The sequence below is a fragment of the Mesorhizobium sp. LMG 17147 genome, from assembly GCF_024297145.1.
Taxonomy (GTDB): Bacteria; Pseudomonadota; Alphaproteobacteria; order Rhizobiales; family Rhizobiaceae; genus Mesorhizobium.
This window is the reverse complement of the sequence record NZ_JANCTC010000002.1, coordinates 431,888-449,598: the sequence shown is the minus strand read 5'-3', so window position 1 is coordinate 449,598 and position 17,711 is coordinate 431,888. Positions and strand designations below refer to the sequence as shown.

At 64.4% G+C, this 17,711-nt stretch carries 13 protein-coding genes; 3 read left to right on the top strand and 10 right to left on the bottom strand.

The window, feature by feature from the left end; translation table 11 throughout:
* Positions 1-187: 187 nt before the first annotated feature.
* The 4 genes from NMG46_RS06065 to cysG form a co-directional block, all read right to left on the bottom strand.
* Positions 188-952 (bottom strand): phosphoadenylyl-sulfate reductase, encoded by a 765-nt coding sequence (locus NMG46_RS06065; protein WP_254816800.1) that lies wholly within the window; start codon positions 950-952, stop codon positions 188-190.
* Positions 927-2,597, bottom strand: coding sequence for a nitrite/sulfite reductase (locus NMG46_RS06060; RefSeq protein WP_254816799.1), 1,671 nt, complete (start codon positions 2,595-2,597; stop codon positions 927-929). The genes NMG46_RS06065 and NMG46_RS06060 overlap by 26 nt, the downstream gene beginning before the upstream one ends.
* A gap of 73 nt (positions 2,598-2,670) precedes the next feature.
* On the bottom strand, positions 2,671-2,976 hold the full coding sequence (locus tag NMG46_RS06055) for a DUF2849 domain-containing protein (RefSeq protein ID WP_254816798.1): 306 nt from the start codon (positions 2,974-2,976) through the stop codon (positions 2,671-2,673).
* The gene (gene cysG / locus NMG46_RS06050; protein ID WP_254816797.1) at positions 2,973-4,424 is read right to left on the bottom strand and encodes a siroheme synthase CysG; all 1,452 of its coding nucleotides are present in this window, start codon (positions 4,422-4,424) and stop codon (positions 2,973-2,975) included. Before cysG ends, NMG46_RS06055 begins: the two co-directional genes overlap by 4 nt.
* Positions 4,425-4,861: 437 nt before the next feature.
* Between cysG and NMG46_RS06045 the strand changes: the two genes are divergently transcribed.
* Entirely contained in the window at positions 4,862-5,311 is a 450-nt protein-coding gene (locus NMG46_RS06045) for a host attachment protein (protein WP_254816796.1), read from the top strand.
* A gap of 157 nt (positions 5,312-5,468) precedes the next feature.
* Here NMG46_RS06045 and NMG46_RS06040 read toward each other — a convergent pair whose 3' ends face one another.
* From NMG46_RS06040 to NMG46_RS06020, 5 genes are all read right to left on the bottom strand, one after another.
* A complete protein-coding gene (locus tag NMG46_RS06040; RefSeq protein ID WP_254816795.1) occupies positions 5,469-6,221 on the bottom strand; it encodes an SDR family NAD(P)-dependent oxidoreductase in 753 nt (250 codons plus the stop codon).
* 61 nt (positions 6,222-6,282) lie between these two features.
* Positions 6,283-8,535: a transglycosylase domain-containing protein gene (locus tag NMG46_RS06035; protein WP_254816794.1), complete on the bottom strand. Its 2,253-nt coding sequence runs from the start codon at positions 8,533-8,535 to the stop codon at positions 6,283-6,285.
* Between the two features lie 423 nt (positions 8,536-8,958).
* On the bottom strand, positions 8,959-9,210 hold the full coding sequence (locus tag NMG46_RS06030; protein ID WP_254816793.1) for a hypothetical protein: 252 nt from the start codon (positions 9,208-9,210) through the stop codon (positions 8,959-8,961).
* Between the two features lie 43 nt (positions 9,211-9,253).
* Positions 9,254-9,874 (bottom strand): ribonuclease D, encoded by a 621-nt coding sequence (locus tag NMG46_RS06025; RefSeq protein ID WP_254816792.1) that lies wholly within the window; start codon positions 9,872-9,874, stop codon positions 9,254-9,256.
* Positions 9,875-9,977: 103 nt separating this feature from the next.
* Positions 9,978-11,363 (bottom strand): M20/M25/M40 family metallo-hydrolase, encoded by a 1,386-nt coding sequence (locus tag NMG46_RS06020; RefSeq protein ID WP_254816791.1) that lies wholly within the window; start codon positions 11,361-11,363, stop codon positions 9,978-9,980.
* 442 nt (positions 11,364-11,805) lie between these two features.
* On the opposite strand from NMG46_RS06020, the gene polA reads away from it, so the two are divergent.
* The gene (gene polA / locus NMG46_RS06015; RefSeq protein WP_254816790.1) at positions 11,806-14,754 is read left to right on the top strand and encodes a DNA polymerase I; all 2,949 of its coding nucleotides are present in this window, start codon (positions 11,806-11,808) and stop codon (positions 14,752-14,754) included.
* A 115-nt stretch (positions 14,755-14,869) separates the two neighbouring features.
* On the opposite strand, the gene NMG46_RS06010 is transcribed toward polA, so the two are convergent.
* Positions 14,870-15,274: a Fur family transcriptional regulator gene (locus NMG46_RS06010; RefSeq protein ID WP_023675234.1), complete on the bottom strand. Its 405-nt coding sequence runs from the start codon at positions 15,272-15,274 to the stop codon at positions 14,870-14,872.
* A gap of 209 nt (positions 15,275-15,483) precedes the next feature.
* Here NMG46_RS06010 and NMG46_RS06005 point away from each other — a divergent pair, with 209 nt between their 5' ends.
* Positions 15,484-17,685, top strand: coding sequence for a caspase family protein (locus NMG46_RS06005; RefSeq protein WP_254816789.1), 2,202 nt, complete (start codon positions 15,484-15,486; stop codon positions 17,683-17,685).
* The last annotated feature ends 26 nt before the right edge of the window (positions 17,686-17,711 follow it).

Genomic DNA, 17,711 nt, shown 5'->3' with positions numbered 1-17,711 from the left:
GAGTCTAAAGTGCTAAGCACCTCAGGGTGCGTTGAGATTCAGGTCAGGCCGAGCCGGAGCCGAAGGCGGGCGCGAAGCGACCAAACTGCGTGGCTTCCGAAAACCGGAGCGGAGCGTACTCTTTGGTACGCGAGCACCGGAAGCGCAGGAAGCCGCCATTTGCAGGCCGGCTGAATATCAATATGCCCTAAAGTGAGGCGTCAGTCAGCGACCTTTCCAAACCCGACAAGTGGATGCCGCATTCGGTCTTGGCGTGCCCGGCCCAGCGGCCGCTGCGCGCGTCGTCGCCCGGTTGCACCGGCTGCGTGCATGGGAAGCAGCCGATCGACAGATAGCCATAGGCGACCAGCGGGTTTTCACGCAGCGCATGCGCGCGCATGTAGCCGGCCTGGTCCGATGTCGTCCAGTGCGCCAGCGGATTGATGCGGATGCGCGAGCCGACCGCCTCGAACACCGGGAGCGCTGCCCGGGTCGCCGCCTGGAAGCGCTTGCGGCCGGTGAACCAGGCGCGGAACGGCTCGACGCCGCGCGCCAGCGGCTCGACCTTGCGCACGTCGCAGCAGGCGTCAGTATCGGTCTCGTTCAGATTGCCGGTCGGGTCGATCCTTGCCAGCGCCGCATCGTCGGGCCTGATCACCCGGATATCGGTCAGCCCGAAATCGGCGGCCAGCGCGTCACGATAGCCGAGCGTCTCCTCGAAATGCTTGCCGGTGTCGAGAAAGATCACCGGCAGCGTGCGGTCGATCTCGGCGATCATGTGCAGCAGCACCGCCGAATCCGCGCCGAAGGACGAGACGGCGGCGATATCGCCATGAAAGAACTCCCGGGTCGACCGCTCGATGATCTCCAGGGGCTTCAGATGGCCGTAGAGTGCGTCGAGACCCGCCGCTTGGGCGGCGATACCGGCCTCGACGTCGACGATACGGTCAAGCGGCCTTGGCTTCGCCAGCATAGAGCGCCTCCTTGAACGGCGCGGGACCGACACGGCGGAAGGCGTCGATGAATCTTTCGTTTCTGTCCAGCCGAAGCCCGAGATAGGTCTCGACGATCTGCTCGATGGCATCGGTGATCTCTTCCGAACTGAAGCCGCGGCCGATGATCTCGCCGACCGAGGTGTTCTCGTCGGCCGAGCCGCCGAGCGTCACCTGGTAGAGCTCGGCGCCTTTCTTCTCGACCCCGAGGATGCCGATATGGCCGACATGGTGATGGCCGCAGGCATTGATGCAGCCGGAAATCTTCAGCTTCAATTCGCCGATCTCGCGCTGGCGCTCCAGTGAGGCGAAGCGCCGCGAGATTTCCTGCGCCACGGGAATCGAGCGCGCCGTCGCCAGCGCGCAATAATCGAGGCCGGGGCAGGAGATGATGTCGCTGATCAGGTTCGAATTGGCCGTCGCCAGCCCGATATCGACAAGCGCGTCATAGACCGCTTTGAGGTCGGCCCGCGCGACATGCGGCAGGATCAGGTTCTGCTCGTGGCTGACGCGCAGCTCGTCGAATGAATATTTTTCGGCAATGTCGGCGACCGCTTCCATCTGGCTGTCGGTGGCATCGCCCGGCGTCTCGCCGATGCCCTTGAGCGAGATGGTCACCGCCGCGTAGTCGGGATGGCGATGGGTGACCACATTCTGGTCCAGCCATTCGGAAAAGCTCTTGGAGTCGAGGCGGGCAAGCTTGACCGCCTCGTCGCCTTCCGGCCGGTCGACAAGCGGAGGCGGCGCGAAATAGGCATCGATGGCGCGGATGTCTTCTTCCGGCAGCCTCAGCTCGGCGTCCTTCAACTCCTGCCATTCGGCCTCGACCTGGCGGGTGATCTCCTCGACGCCGGTCTCATGGACCAGGATCTTGATGCGCGCCTTGAACTTGTTGTCGCGACGGCCGTAGAGGTTGTAAACGCGCAGGATCGCCGTGCAGTAGGACAACAGATCCGCTTCCGGCAGGAAATCGCGGATCTTCTTGGCGACCATCGGCGTGCGGCCCTGGCCGCCGCCGACATAGACGGCGAAACCAAGCTCACCGGCGGCGTTCTTCTTCAGGTGCAGGCCGATGTCGTGCGTCTGGATGGCGGCGCGGTCGCGCTCGGCGCCGGTCACCGCGATCTTGAATTTTCGCGGCAGGAACGAGAATTCCGGATGCACCGAGGACCATTGCCGCAGGATTTCGGCATAGGGACGCGGATCGGCAACCTCGTCGGCGGCGGCGCCGGCGAAGTGGTCGGCGGTGACGTTGCGAATGCAGTTGCCGCTGGTCTGGATGGCGTGCATCTCGACGCTTGCCAGATCGGCCAGGATCGCCGGGATGTCCGACAGCGCCGGCCAGTTGAACTGGATGTTCTGGCGCGTCGTGAAATGCCCATAGCCCTTGTCGTATTTGCGGGCGATGTGGCCGAGCATGCGCAGCTGCTTGCTGTTCAGCGTGCCGTAGGGCACCGCGATGCGCAGCATATAGGCATGCAGTTGCAGATAGACGCCGTTCATCAGCCGAAGCGGCCGGAACTGGTCCTCGGTGATCTCGCCGGCAAGGCGCCGCGCGACCTGGTCGCTGAACTCGGCGACGCGGGCCTTGACGAAATCGTGGTCGAACTCATCGTAACGGTACATATTCAGGTCTTTCCGGGCGCGTCCGCCCGTTATTTTCTTCGTTCGAGCATGATCGGGATCATGCTTGTGTCATCTATGCCGCGCGTGCGGCTTGCAGACGGGCCTGCTTGCCCAGATCGTTGCGGGTGGTCGGGCCGGCGGCACGGATCTTTTCGCGCAACCGGACCGCTTCGACCGTGCCGTTGGCCACGGTCACGTCGATCAGGTTGACGTCGACCACTTCGTTGGCGGCGGAGGCCTTGGCGCCGATCGCCTCCAGCCGGTCCTCGGCCGCCTTGTCATGGGCGATGTCGGCATGGTCGATGGTCTCAGCCCAGCCGCCATTGGTGTACCAGACGGCTATGCCGTCGGCGAGGCGGTTCGCGGTCAGGACTTTCATTGGCTCACTCCTTGCGCGGCAGACCGGAGCACGCTTTCCTGCCTGTGTGCCGCCAGCGGCTCGGAGCGTTCGAAATTGGCGCCGGCGACCGCGTCGCCGATGATGGTCATCACCGGGCCGCTAAGGTCGGCGCGCGCCTCCAGCGACGGCAGGTCGGCGAGTGTGCCGTGGAAACGGCGGCGGTTGGCAAGGCTGGCATTCTCGACCACGGCGACGGCCGTATCCGGCGACAGGCCGGCTTCGATCAGCCGGCCGGCGACCTCGGCGGCGACCGAGCGGCCCATATAGACGGCGACCGTCGCGCCGGAAATGGCGAGCTTTGCCCAGTCGGGCAGCGAATTTCCCTTGAGGTCATGGCCGGTGGTGAACACCATCGACGACGACACGCCGCGCAGCGTCAGCGGCAGTTCGAAATCGGCGGCGGCAGCGAAGGCGGCGGTGACGCCCGGAACCACTTCGTAGGCGACGCCGGCATCGCGAAGCGCCGCCATCTCCTCGCCGGCCCGGCCGAACACCAGCGGGTCGCCGGACTTCAGCCGCACGACACGCTTGCCGGCGTGGCCAAGCTCGACCAGCAACGCATTGATCTCGGCCTGGCTCTTGGAATGGCAGCCCTTGCGCTTGCCGACCGGCAGGCGCTCGGCATCGCGGCGGCCCATGGCGACGATCGCCTCCGGCACCAGCGCGTCATGGACGATCACGTCGGCTTCCATCAGCAGGCGATGGGCGCGCAGCGTCAAAAGGTCCTCGGCGCCTGGACCGGCGCCTACAAGCGAGATATGGCCCGATGCCGGTTCTTTCGAAAGCAGCAGGCCGACGGCCGCATCATGCGCCTGCGAAAGCTCGCCGGCCTCGACAGCGCGGGCTGGCGCGCCGCCAAAGAAATCGCTCCAGAAGCGGCGGCGGGCATTGCCCTTCGGCAGCAGTCTTTCGGCGGTATCGCGAAACGAGGCGGCGAGCGCTGCGAGCGGACCGAGCGACGGCGACAGCATGCGGTCGATGCGGCTGCGCAGCATCTGCGCCAGCACCGGGCCGGCACCTTCCGTGCCGATGGCAATGGCGACCGGCGCGCGGTTGACCAGCGCCGGCGTGAAGAAATCGCATAGCTCCGGCCGGTCGACGGCATTGACCGGAATGCCCAGCCGGCGCGCATCCCCGGCAACGCGGCGATCGAGCGCCTCGTCGCCGCTGGCGGCAAACACCATCACCGCGCCGTTGAGATGTGCTGCATCATAGGCGTCGGCGATGTGGGCGGCCCCGGTCTCGGCGATAAAGGCCAGCAGCTCCGGGCTTGTTTCATCGCTGACGATGCGCAGCACAGCGCTCGACTGCGCGAGCAGCCGCGCCTTGGCCAGCGCTTCCTCTGCGCCGCCGACGATGGCTATGGCTTCGCCCTCGACCCGCATGAAGACGGGAAAGGCATTGAGCTTGGGCGTGGCTTGCGACATGACGAGCGGAATCCTGGAACCGTTTGTCAGTTCTACGCGGGGGCGCGAAAAACCAGAAGGCACCCACTCGCGCATCGCTTCGTAGCAGGCAATCTCTTTTCTGCAAGCATGAAGGCCAAGAGAAAAATATTCCACATTCAAATGCGGAGCAGATTGAAGCTGCTGTTGCAGCCCTTGATCCGCTGCCTTTTTAGCGGCCGGAGGAGCTAACCACAAACCAGATTTTTCTAAATTCTATCAATTTAGTAGATTAAGCCGCCGGATGCTGACCGAGCAATCGACGGCAGCCCCGCACTCTCGCCGACCTCTGTCGGAGCACCGGGTCCGAGTGCCGGAACATTCCCGCCTCGGTACGCGTTTGCCCTATGGACCCGGGCCGGTCACACCCCTGCAGCAAAGGCCCGGCGATGGGTTCGAAAATCAAAAAGGAGCGCCCCATGAGCAACGTCAGACTGAAACGCGGACTGTGGATCGTGGTGGCAGATGGCGAAAAGGCGCTGTTCCTCGAGAACCGTGGAGACGTCCAATATCCCGACCTTCAAGTCGTGCACGAGATGGAGCAGGAAAATCCGGCAACCCGAGAACAAGGCACGGACCGCCCCGGCCGCTACAGCGACGGCCCTTCCGTCCACCGCAGTGCGGTCGAGGACACCGACTGGCACCGTCTCGGCAAGGAGCGTTTTGCCGAAGAGATTGCCGACAGGCTCTACAAGCTCGCGCATCGCGGCACATTCAAGGAGATCGTGCTGATCGCGCCGCCGCCGGTGCTGGGCGACATGCGCAGGAAACTGCACAAGGAGGTCACCGACAAGTTAACGGCCGAAATTCCGAAGACGCTGACCAACCACAGCATACCGGATATCGAGAGCCTGCTGCAGGCGACCTGATCGGGCATCGGCGGCGTGCAATTTCCTTACTAATCCCAGGCTGGGGCAGGTCCTCCCGTGAAGGATGGGGAGAGGGGGTCGCCAGCGCTGGGGCTCCCCTTCTCCCGTTCTTCACGGGGGGAAGGGGCAGCGCCGACGATTGATAAAACTCAGCCGCTCAAACGTGCTGGCCGCCGTTGATGTGAATTTCCGAGCCGGTCACGTAGGACGCCTGCTGCGAGCACAGGAAGAAAATGATGTCGGCAACTTCCGCCGTGGTGCCCAGCCGCCTCAGCGGGATCGTCTCGACGATTTTTTCTGTGCCCGGCGACAGGATCGCCGTATCGATCTCGCCCGGCGCAATCGCATTGACGCGGATGCCGTGCGGGCCGAAATCATGCGCCATTTCGCGCGTCAGCGAGCCGAGCGCCGCCTTCGATGTCGCATAGGCGGTGCCGGCGAAAGGATGCACGCGGGTGCCGGCGATCGAGGTGACGTTGACGATCGAGCCCTTGGCCGAAGCCAGCTCCTTGAACAGACCGCGCGCCAGCATGATCGGGGCGAAGAAATTGACCTGGAAGACGTCGCGCCAGACATGCATCGGCGTGTCGATCGAGTTCATGCGGCTGTTGCCGTCCTTGAGCTTCGGCGAGATGCCGGCATTGTTGACCAGCGCGTGCAGCTGCCCGCCATGCGCCTCCAGCCGGTGGCGGATCTCGGAGATCGCGATGCCGACATCCTCCTGGTCGGCGAGGTCGACCTTGATATGGTCTTCCGGGCCGGCCGGCCACGGGCAGTCCTCGGCAAAGGCCTGGCGCGAGCAGGTGATGACGCGCCAGCCTTCGCGTGAAAAGCGCTTGACCGTGGCATGGCCGATGCCGCGGCTGGCGCCGGTCAGCACGATCGTCTTTCTGGTGTCGAGTTCAGCCATGTCGCTTGTCTCCAGGCGGACATGTAGCGGAACACGGTCGCGGTTGCGAGGGGGATCAGCCTCAGCCGCCCGTCAGAATATCCAATATCGAGGTCTGCCGCTTCTTGACCGAGCCGCCGACTTCGCCGGGCGGCACCGGGTGCTTGATCGATGCGGTGGCGCTGTCGACGCCCGGCATGGCCAGGCCGCCGGCATCGACCGTCTCGGCAGGACGCCCGGGACGCGAGGCCGGCTGGGTAGCTGCTGTTGGCGGTGCCGATTGGCCGACGGAAGCGACCGGCGCCGGCGGCGCCGTGTCGGACGGTATGTCGTCCGGGACGATGGTGTCGGGCGGCGTCGACTTCCAGGTTCCAGGCAGCGGCCGCACCGGCACGCCCTCATGCGCGGCGACCATGAACTCGTGCCAGGCCTGCGCCGGCAGCGCGCCGCCGGTGACCTTCTTCATCGCGCTGCCGTCATCATTGCCGAACCAGACGCCGGTGGTCAGATTGGCTGTATAGCCGATGAACCAGGCGTCGCGCGAATTCTGGCTGGTGCCGGTCTTGCCGGCCGCCGGCCAGGCGAACGCCGCCTTCCTGGCAGTGCCGATCTCGACCGTGCCGGTCATCATCGAGTTCATCATCCCGACGACATCGGGCTTGACGACGCGCGGCGCACCGCCGCCATTGTTTTCGTAGAGCACCTTGCCGTCACTCGTCGTGACCCGGCGGATGAAATGGATGTCCGGCTTGTAACCGCCATTGGCGAAGGGAACATAGGCCGAGGTCAGTTCCAGCGGCGTCACTTCCGAGGTGCCGAGCGCAATCGATGTGTTGGCCGTCAGCTCGGACTGGATGCCCATGCGGTGCGCCGCCTCGACCACCGCGTTCGGCCCGACTTCCATGGTCATCTGCGCGGCCACCGAGTTCAGCGATTTTGCCAGCGCCGTCGCCAGTGTCACCTTGCCAAAATATTTGCCGCCGTAATTGTCGGGCATCCAGTTGCCGATCTTGATCGGCGCGTCGTTGCGCACGCTGTCGGGCGTGCGGCCGGATTCCAGCGCCGCCATATAGACGAACGGCTTGAACGCCGAGCCCGGCTGCCGGCGCGCTTCCGAGGCGCGGTCGAACTGGCTGGTCGAATAGTCGTAACCGCCGACCATCGCACGCACCGCGCCGGAATTGTCGATCGACACCAGCGCGCCCTGGCTGACATTGAGCTTCTTGCCGCTCTGGTCGATCAACCTCCGGATCGATTGCTCGGCGAGCTTCTGCAGCGTCAGATCGACGGTCGTGTCGACGACGATATCGCGGCGCACGTCGCCGATCAGGTCGGGCAGTTCTTCCATGATCGTATCGGCGACGTAGTTTTCCGAGCCGGTCCAGTAGGACGGCGCGCGTGTCGCCGGCGCGCTCATTGCCGTGGTCTGCTCCTTGGCGCTGATCTTGCCCTCGTCGCGCATCGCAGCGAGCACCAGCTGCGCGCGCTGCTCGGCCGCCTTCGGGTCGCGCGCCGGCGACAGCCGCGACGGCGCCTTGAGCAGGCCGGCGAGAAGTGCCGCCTCCGACAGCGTGACGTCACGCGCGCTCTTGCCGAAATAGCGGCGCGAGGCCGCTTCGACACCATAGGCGCCAGAGCCGAAATAGACCCGGTTGAGGTACATTTCGAGGATCTGGTCCTTCGTATGCTTGTGCTCCAGCCAGAGCGCCAAGAGCACTTCCTGCACCTTGCGTTCCAGCGTGCGGTCCGGCGTCAGGAACAGGTTCTTGGCCAGCTGCTGGGTCAGCGTCGAGCCGCCCTGCGAAAAATGCCCGCCCAGCACATTGGTCACCATGGCCCGGGAAAGGCCGATCGGGTCGATGCCGAAATGCGAATAGAAGCGGCGGTCTTCGATGGCGATGACGGCCTCGGGAATATAGGGCGACATTTCGTGCAGGCCGACGGCCTCGCCGCCGCTCATGCCGCGATTGCCAAGCAGCTGGCCGTCGACCGAGACGATCTTGATGTTGGGGGCGCGATCGGGAATGGCCCATGTGGTGGCCGCCGGCATTTTCGCGCCGTAATAGACGACGATGCCGGCAGTGGCGATGCCGCCCCAGATGGCCAGCACGAAGCACCAGTAGAACAGCCGGCCAAGCACGCCGAACACACCGCGCCGGCTCTTGCCGCGCCCGCCACGAGACGGCTTGGCCTTGGTCGATTTGCGCTTTGCAGCGGCTTTACGGTTGCTCGGCACGACGCGGTCCTCCTCGCTCACCGAAAAACCGGCCGAGGATCTCGCCCCTGGCGATGCCTCGAAGCTGGGCTCGATGCGGCTGTCTTTCCGGTTCGCCATGCGGTGTGCTGTCTTCCCGATGCCTATGGCGTTCGGGTTGAAGACTAGATGCGGCGATTTAAGGGCGGGTTAAGTCGGGAAAAATCGAAGTAAAGTGTATTCAACCGTTTGCGGAGCAGGCGCGGCCCGCGACAGCGCCAAAGCCGGAAATGAAAAACCCGCCTCGGCGGGCGGGTTGTTGGAGCCAATGAGCACCATAGGGAAATTAGTAGCATAGCTGCCGGCACAAAGCAAGAACAAAATACGCGTTGCCGCAAAATAATCGCTCGGTTGGCGCTGCCCCTCACCCTTACCTCTCCTCGTGAAGGACGGTGCGAGGGGAGATCGCCGGCGTTGCGGCCAAGCCCCTTCTCGCCGTTCTCACGGGGAGAAGGTCCCGGCAGGGGTTGAGGGGCAGCGCCGAGTTCGACCTTGCGACAACCCTCAGTCGTCCGCGCCCGGGTCGTCGGAGGCCGGCCGCCAGCTGATTGGCTCGATCTTCCTTTGCGTATGGCCGTCCGTATAGGCCCACCAGCCGGCATCGCTTTCGTCCCAGTCGCCGCCGGCCGCCTTCAGCCGGTCGAGCGAACGGTACTGGGCGATGCTCTCGTTCATCACGCCGTCGCTGTCCTGCCAGTAGACGGTGACCTTGGAACCGTCCTTTGGTGCCGTTTCGATCGGTTTTCGCGCAGCCATTTCAATTCCTCCCGGCCGACGGCGTTAAAGTGCCGGAAGGCCATTAGCTGTGGGCGAAGATGTCCTCTTCATCCCAGCCCATCAGGTCGAGTTTCGCACGCGTCGGCAGGAAGCGGAAGCAGGCATCGGCCTCCCTGGTCCGGTTGTCGCGCGCCAGACGCGCGCTCAGTACGTCGCGCAGTCGGTGCAGATAGAGCACGTCGGAGGCGGCATATTCGAGCTGCTCAGGCGACAGCGTCTCGGCTGCCCAGTCGGATGATTGCTGCGCCTTCGACAGGCCGATCCCGAGAAGCTCGAAGCAGATGTCCTTCAGCCCGTGCCGGTCGGTGTAGGTGCGCGTCAGCCGCGACGCGATCTTGGTGCAGAACACCGGCTCCGGCATGACGCCGAAGGCGTTGTAGAGCACGGCGAGATCGAAGCGGCCGTAATGAAAAAGCTTGGTGATGCTGCGGTTCTTGAGCAGGCTGACGAGGTTCGGCGCCTTCTTCTGGCCGGGCGCAATTTGGATGACGTCGGCCGAGCCGTCGCCCGGCGAGATCTGCACGACGCAGAGCCGGTCGCGATGTGGGTTCAGCCCTAGCGTCTCGGTGTCGATGGCGACCGCCCCGACATCGTAATGCAGCAGGCCGGGCAGATCGTTTTTGTGGAAACGTATGTCGCTCATCGTCTTCTCCGGTCGCGGCCCCGTGCAGCGATGCGCGACGGACCGTGCCCGTCCTTGCCGCGATCCGGCGAAAAATCAACAAAAACTTGAGTCTGGCGCAATTTCAGCGTGTCAGCGCCTCGAGAATGCGCGCCCAGGAGCGCTGGCCCTTGTGGAAGGAGCTCATCTCGTACTTCTCGTTCGGCGAGTGGATGCGGTCGTCGTCGAGGCCGAAACCGACCAGCAGCGATTCCATGCCGAGATAGGTCTGGAAATCGCCGACCACCGGGATTGACCCGCCGCCGCCGGTTATTACCGCCGGCTTCGGCCATTCGTCGGACAGCGCCTGCTTGGCCTTGGCCAGGAAGGGCGAGTCGTAGGAAAGCTGGATTGCCGGCGAGCCGCCATGCGGATGAAATTCGACCGAGCAGTCCGCTGGCACGCGCTGCCTGGCAAATGCCTGGAAGGCGGCGCGGATTTTTTCCGGATCCTGTTTGTGAACCAGCCGGAAGGAGACTTTTGCCGAGGCTTGCGCGGCGATCACCGTCTTGAAGCCCTTGCCGGTATAGCCGCCGATAATGCCGTTGAACTCGGCCGTCGGTCGCGCCCAGGTGAGCTCGAGCACCGAGCGGCCCTTTTCGCCGGACGGAATCGACAGGCCGATCGGGCCGAGGAAGGTCTCGGCCGTCTCGCCGAGCGACAGCCACGACTGCAATATCTGCGACGGCGTTTCCTCGACGCCGTCATAAAAACCCGGAATGGTGACGTGACCATCGGCATCGTGGATGTCGGCCAGGATCTTTGCCAGGACGCGGATCGGATTGGCGGCCGCACCGCCATAGAGCCCGGAATGCAGGTCGCGGTCGGCGGCAGTCACCGTGATCTCCTCGCCGACCAGCCCGCGCAGCGAGACGCAGATCGACGGCGTATCGCGGTCCCACATGCCGGTGTCGCAGACCAGCGCGAAATCGGCCTTGAGCTCATCCGCATTCGCCTCGAGAAACGGCTTCAGCGACGGCGATCCGGACTCCTCCTCGCCCTCGAACAGGATTGTGATTCGGCACGGCAATCCGCCATGCACCTGCTTCCACGCCCGGCAGGCCTCGACGAAGGTCATCAGCTGGCCCTTGTCGTCGGCCGCGCCGCGGCCGGTGATCACCTTGTGGCCGGGCCCGATCTCCTTGACCGCCGGCGCGAACGGGTCGCTTTCCCACAGCTCGATCGGATCGACCGGCTGGACGTCGTAATGGCCGTAAAACAGCAGATGCGGCGCGCCCGCCGGCCCATCGTGATGCGCGACCACCATCGGATGCCCCGGCGTGTCGCGCAAGCTGGCGTCGAAGCCGATCAGCTTGAGCTCGGCGACCAGCCATTCGGCGGCCTTGCGGCAGTCGGCGGCGTAGTCCGGATCGGTGGAGATCGACTTGATGGCGAGCAGGCCGAACAGGCGTTCCAGGCTCTGGTCGAAGTTCTTGTCTAGGCGGTCGAGAACAGGGGAAACTGCGGACATCTGGCGGGCCTTTCGATTCTGGCGGCAAATCTAGAGCCCATGCGGCGAAACGGAAAGCCCGCGACCGTTGGGCCACAGCTTGCTGTCCAACGGCAAAAAAATGCCGCCGTGGTGGAGGGGAACCACGGCGGCCTTTACTCGAAACGATGCGGCAGCCCGGAGAGGGGGGATAGGCTGCCGCAAGTGTCCGGGATAGGCGGGGGACGGGCCTTGCTCCGGACTTCGGCGAAAACTGCCGATGCGTTTTATCTGTGTCTGCGAACGTGGCGATTCAAGGGCACAAAAATTACACTTTTGTAACATAGGCGTGAGCGAACAAAGCTGCGGCCAAGCGCCAGGGCCGGCCAAGCTCGCACGCCATTTGTCAGGGTGTTGCCGGAACCCTTGGCGCAAGCCGCCTTTGGCATGGACCGCGGCGCTGCGCCGCGCTATCCCTCGTGCCATGAAAAAAGGCGATCATCTCTTCCTTGTCGACGGCTCCGGCTACATCTTCCGTGCCTATCACGCGCTGCCGCCGCTGTCCCGCAAGTCCGACGGGCTGCCGACCAGTGCCGTGCTCGGCTTCTGCAACATGGTCTGGAAGCTGACGCAGGACGCCCGCAACACCGATGTCGGCATCGTGCCGACGCATTTCGCCGTGATTTTCGACTATTCGTCGAAGACCTTCCGCAACGATCTCTACCCCGAATACAAGGCCAACCGCTCGGCGCCGCCGGAAGATTTGATCCCGCAATTCGGCCTGATCCGCCAGGCGACCAGGGCCTTCAACCTGCCTTGCCTCGAGACGGAAGGCTACGAGGCCGACGATTTGATCGCCACCTATTGCCGGCTTGCCTGCGAAGCCGGCGCCGACACCACCATCATCTCCTCCGACAAGGACCTGATGCAGCTGGTCGGCCCAACGGTTGCCATGTACGACCCGATGAAGGACCGCCAGATCGGCGTTTCCGAGGTGATCGAGAAATGGGGCGTGCCGCCGGAGAAGATGATCGACCTGCAGGCGCTGACCGGCGATTCGGTCGACAATGTGCCGGGCGTGCCCGGCATCGGGCCGAAGACGGCGGCGCAATTGCTCGAACAGTTCGGCGACCTCGACACGCTGCTCGCCCGCGCCGGCGAGATCAAGCAGGACAAGCGGCGCGAATCGATCATCGCCAATGCCGACAAGGCGCGCATTTCGCGTGACCTGGTGAGGCTGAAGAACGACGTGCCGGTGACCGAAGGGCTTGACGAGTTCGTGTTGCATGCGCCGGACGGACCCAGGCTGATCGGCTTTCTCAAGACCATGGAATTCTCGACGCTGACCCGCCGCGTGGCCGAAGCGACCGGAACCGACGCGGGCGATGTTCCAGCCACCCCCGTCACCATAGAGCGTGCCGATACCGCGCACGGCCCCGATATGGGTTTTGGCCTGCCCGCGGCCGCCGAGAGCGCACCGCCGCCGGACGAAGCGGCGCTCGAGGCTCCGGCTGCAGCCAAGCAAGGCGACACCCCATCCCTGCTTTCGGCGCTTCGCCTGGAGGCTGCGACCACCCGCAAGATCGACACCAGCGCCTACGCCTGCATCCGCGACGCCGCGACGCTGAAGGTCTGGATCGCCGAGGCGATGGAGAGAGGCATCGTCGCCTTCGACGTTAAGGCCTCCTCGCCCGATCCGATGCGGGCCGAACTGATCGGCCTTGCCATGGCCGTCGCGCCTGGCCATGCCGCCTATGTGCCGCTTGCCCATAAAAACGGCAATGGCGACCTGCTCGGCGGCGGCGCGGTCGAAAACCAGATCCCGGTCCGCGACGCGCTGGCGTTGCTCAAGCCGCTGCTCGAGGACAAGTCCGTCCTCAAGATCGTGCACGACATGAAATACCGCCTTGTCGTGATGAGCCGTCACGGCATCGAGGTCGGCCCTTATGACGACACCATGCTGATCTCCTACGTGCTCGAGGCCGGCACCCACGGTGGCCACGGCCTGGAGGCGCTGGCCGATAAATGGCTCGGCCACGCGACCATTCCGCTGAAGGAACTGGCCGGTTCGGGAAGAAGCTTCGTCGGCCTCGATCAGGCCGACCTCGGCAAGGCGACGGCTTACGGCGCCGAGCACGCCGACGTCGCGCTCAGGCTCTGGCAGGTGCTGAAGCCACGGCTTGCCGCCAAGGGCCTGGTCTCGGTCTATGAACGGCTGGAACGGCCGCTGGTGCCGGTCTTGGCGCGGATGGAACAGCGCGGCATCTCCGTCGACCGGCAGATCCTGTCGCGGCTCTCCGGCGAACTGGCACAGGGTGCCGCACGGCTCGAGGACGAAATCTACCAGCTGGTCGGCGAACGCATCAACATCGGCTCGCCAAAACAGCTCGGCGACATCCTGTTCGGCAGGATGGGCCTGCCCGGCGGTTCTAAAACCAAGACCGGCCAGTGGTCGACCTCGGCGCAGCTTCTCGAAGACCTCGCCGCCGAAGGCCATGAATTGCCGCGCAAGATCGTCGACTGGCGCCAGCTGACCAAGCTGAAATCGACCTATACCGATGCGCTGCCCGGCTTCATCCATCCCGACACCAAGCGCGTCCACACCTCCTACGCGCTTGCCGCAACGACGACCGGGCGGCTGTCGTCCTCGGATCCCAATCTGCAGAACATTCCGGTGCGCACCGTCGAAGGCCGCAAGATCAGGACGGCCTTCATCGCAGACAAGGGCAACAAGCTGGTTTCCGCCGACTACAGCCAGATCGAGTTGCGCGTGCTCGCCCACGTCGCCGAAATCCCGCAGCTCAAGCAGGCCTTCGCCGACGGCGCCGACATCCACGCGATCACCGCGTCTGAAATGTTCAACGTGCCGGTCGAGGGCATGCCTTCGGAAGTGCGCCGCCGTGCCAAGGCGATCAATTTCGGCATCATCTATGGCATTTCCGCTTTTGGCCTCGCCAACCAGCTGTCGATCGCGCGCGAGGAAGCCGGCGACTACATCAAGAAATATTTCGAGCGTTTCCCCGGCATCCGCGACTATATCGATGCGACCAAGGCCTATGCCCGCGAGCACGGCTATGTCGAAACCATTTTCGGCCGCCGCATCCACTATCCGGAAATCAGATCGTCAAATCCTTCGGTCCGTGCCTTCAACGAGCGCGCCTCGATCAACGCCCGCCTGCAGGGCACCGCGGCCGACATCATCCGCCGCGCCATGATCCGCATGGACGATGCCCTGGAAAAAGCCAGGCTTTCCGCGCGCATGCTGCTGCAGGTGCATGACGAGCTGGTCTTCGAGACCGTCGAAGCCGAGGTCGAGGCGACGATCCCGGTCGTCTGCCACGTCATGGAGAACGCCGCCATGCCGGCGGTGTCGATGTCGGTGCCGCTGCACGTCGACGCCCGCGCCGCCGACAACTGGGAAGAGGCGCATTAGACTAGCGTGCGGACGTCCGCGGCCGACCAATTGTAATCTGTAGCGATCTTTCGCGCCCCCTCTGTCCTGCCGACATCAAAAGGTCGCCACCGCTATGTTTCGGCCTAACCGGCCTTCAAGCCGCTTCAGCCAAGCACTTCGCACATGTCCCACGAAACTCGATCACCGCCTTCTTGGCGGCGAAGCCGGTCGAGCGCACCCATTCGTCGAGCCGGTGGCCGACATCGTGGTCGGAGAACTCCGTCACCTGGCCGCAGGTGTCGCAGATGGCAAACGCCGTCATCGAATGGCTGTGGTCGTGCGGCTCGGCACAGGCGACGAAGGAATTGAGGCTTTCGAGCCTGTGCACGAAGCCGGATTTCACCAGCGTGTCGAGCGCCCGGTAGACCTGCAGCGGCGCGCGAAAACCGCGCTCGCGCAATTGGTCGAGCAAAGTATAGGCGCTGAGCGGTCCGCTGGCGGCCTCGAGTTTCTCGAGCACGCAAAGCTGGTTCTTCGTCAGTACATCCCTTGCCGCCATGATCCCGTTCCAAGCCGCTCCGTGCCGATCGCTGCCATTAGGCATGCAATCCGGCCTCTTCCACTGAGATAGCGACGAACTGCCTTTTTTGCTACTGTTTGTATTCGCAGCCGATGGTCGGCCGGCCGGCGACGCCCATATTCAAAATACTGACATCCTCGGCCAGGCTGATCGTGCTTGGAAATTCGATCGGGCTTGGGGAAGCAATCATGATCAAAGTGACGCGGCGCACGCTGCTTGCCGGCACGTCCGCGCTGGCCGCTGCCGGCCTGGTGCCGTTTCGGGCATTCGCAGCGGCGCGCACCTACCATGCGCTGCTTGTTGCCTGCACCGATTATCCGAACCTGCCGAAGAAGAACTGGCTGATCGGACCGAAGAACGATGCCGGCCTGGTGCGCGATTACCTCCTGAAGTACACGCCCGCGCCGGTGAAGTTTTCAGCCGAAAACGTCGCGCTGCTCGCCAAGGATGTCGAAGGCGCCAACGGACCGCCGACACATGCGGCGATCAAGGCAGCACTCGCCGAGCTCGCCGCCAAGGTCCAGCGTGACGATTTCGTCTACCTGCATTTGTCAGGTCACGGCGCACAGCAGCCTGCAGCGACCAACGGTGATGAGACGGACGGCCTCGACGAGATTTTCTTGCCGTCCGACATCGACAAATGGGTCAACCGCGAAACGGGCGTGCCCAATGCGCTGGTCGACAACGAGATCGGCACCGCGCTCGACGCTATCCGCGACAAGGGCGCCTTTATCTGGGCCGTATTCGACTGCTGCCATTCCGGCACTGCGACGCGCGCCGCCGAGGTCGACGACGAGCTGGAACGCAAGGTCGAGTTCGCCGATCTGGTCGGCGGCGACGACGCTGCCAGGGCGGCTGCGGTGAAAGCCTATGACGAGATTGCGTCGGCCGCGCCGCGCGGCTTTGACGAGGACGGGCAGCGCAAGCCGGCCTTCAAGCTGACGCCGACCGGCGCCGAGCCGACCACCAAAGGCAAATTGGTCGCCTTCTACGCGGCGCAGACGGTGGAGACGACGCCCGAGATGCCGCTGCCCAAGGGCACGGCCGATGCGCCTCGATTCGGGCTGTTCACCTTCACCATCCTGTCGAAACTGGCCGAGAACCCCAACATCACCTACCGCCAGCTCGGCCAGGCCGTACTGCAGCAATATTCGGCGGACGGCCGCACCCGGCCGACGCCGCTGTTCGAAGGGGAACTCGACGCCCGCGTCTTCGGCACCGACAAGACAGACGCGGTCATGCAATGGCCGATCGTCATCGAGAACGACAAAGCCACGATCGGCGCCGGACTGCTGCATCGCCTCACCCCCGGTAGCAGGCTCGCAATATTGCCCTCGGCGCTGTCGCCGCTGTCCGACGCGCTTGGCTATCTCCAGGTGCAGTCGGCGAAAAACCTGGAAAGCCGGGTCAAGCCGGTCGAGTTCGGCGGCAAGCCGGCGCTCAAGCTGGCAGACATCCCCACGAATGCCTATGCCCGGCTCGCCGAGCTCGCCGTCGACTACAAGCTCGTGATTGCGCGGCCGGCGGCGACCAAAGGCCTCGAGAACGAGGCCGCGCTGGCGAACTCGGTTCTCGACGATCTGGCGGCCAGGGAGAACTCAGGGTTCCACATCGCGCTGGTCGAGCCGGGCAAGAGCGCAGATCTGCGTCTCGCCGTGCTGCGCGAGAACGCCATTGCCGGCGCCGCCGGAGATGCCACCGACGCGCCGGCGCTGTGGTTCCTGCCGGCTTCGGGCGACATGACGCTCAAGGGCGGCAGCAAGCCGCCGATGATCGTCATTCATCCGGACGGCCGCGAAAAGTTGGTCGATGCAGCGGCCAAGAACCTGACGAAAATCTTCCGCGCCATCGCACTGTCGAGGCTGGCCGCCGCTTCCGATTATCGGCCGGAAGAGGTCAGCGTCGAGTTCCGGATCAAGCGTTTTGACAGCGACACGCTGCAGCCGATCGAACCGTCGACGGTGCCGCGTGTTTCGCCCGACGATCAGGTCCACGTGCTGGCCAGGAACGGTTCGACCAACCTGGTCGACATCAACGTGCTCTATGTCGGCTCCGACTATTCCATCCAGCATTTTCTTGCCGAGCGCCTGACCGAAGGCGCCGTGCTCGAGGAAGGCCTGTTCAAATTCACCGACACCAGCTTCGGCATGGAGCGGATGATCGCCGTCTTGACCGAAGCACCCCCGCAGAGCGAGAAGCAGGATCTGAGTTTCCTGGCGCAAGAGGGCGTTGTCTCTGTAACGCGCGGACTTGGACAACCAAACTTCTCCGATATGCTGGCCGATATCGGCATGGCGCCGGCGACGCGTTCGGCCATGCGGCTCACCGACGACAAGGGGTCGAAGGGCGCCGTGATGATTTTCCCGATGGAGACGGTGCCGCGCGCCTGAGGCGGGGTCAGGTGCCCGGCCGGGCC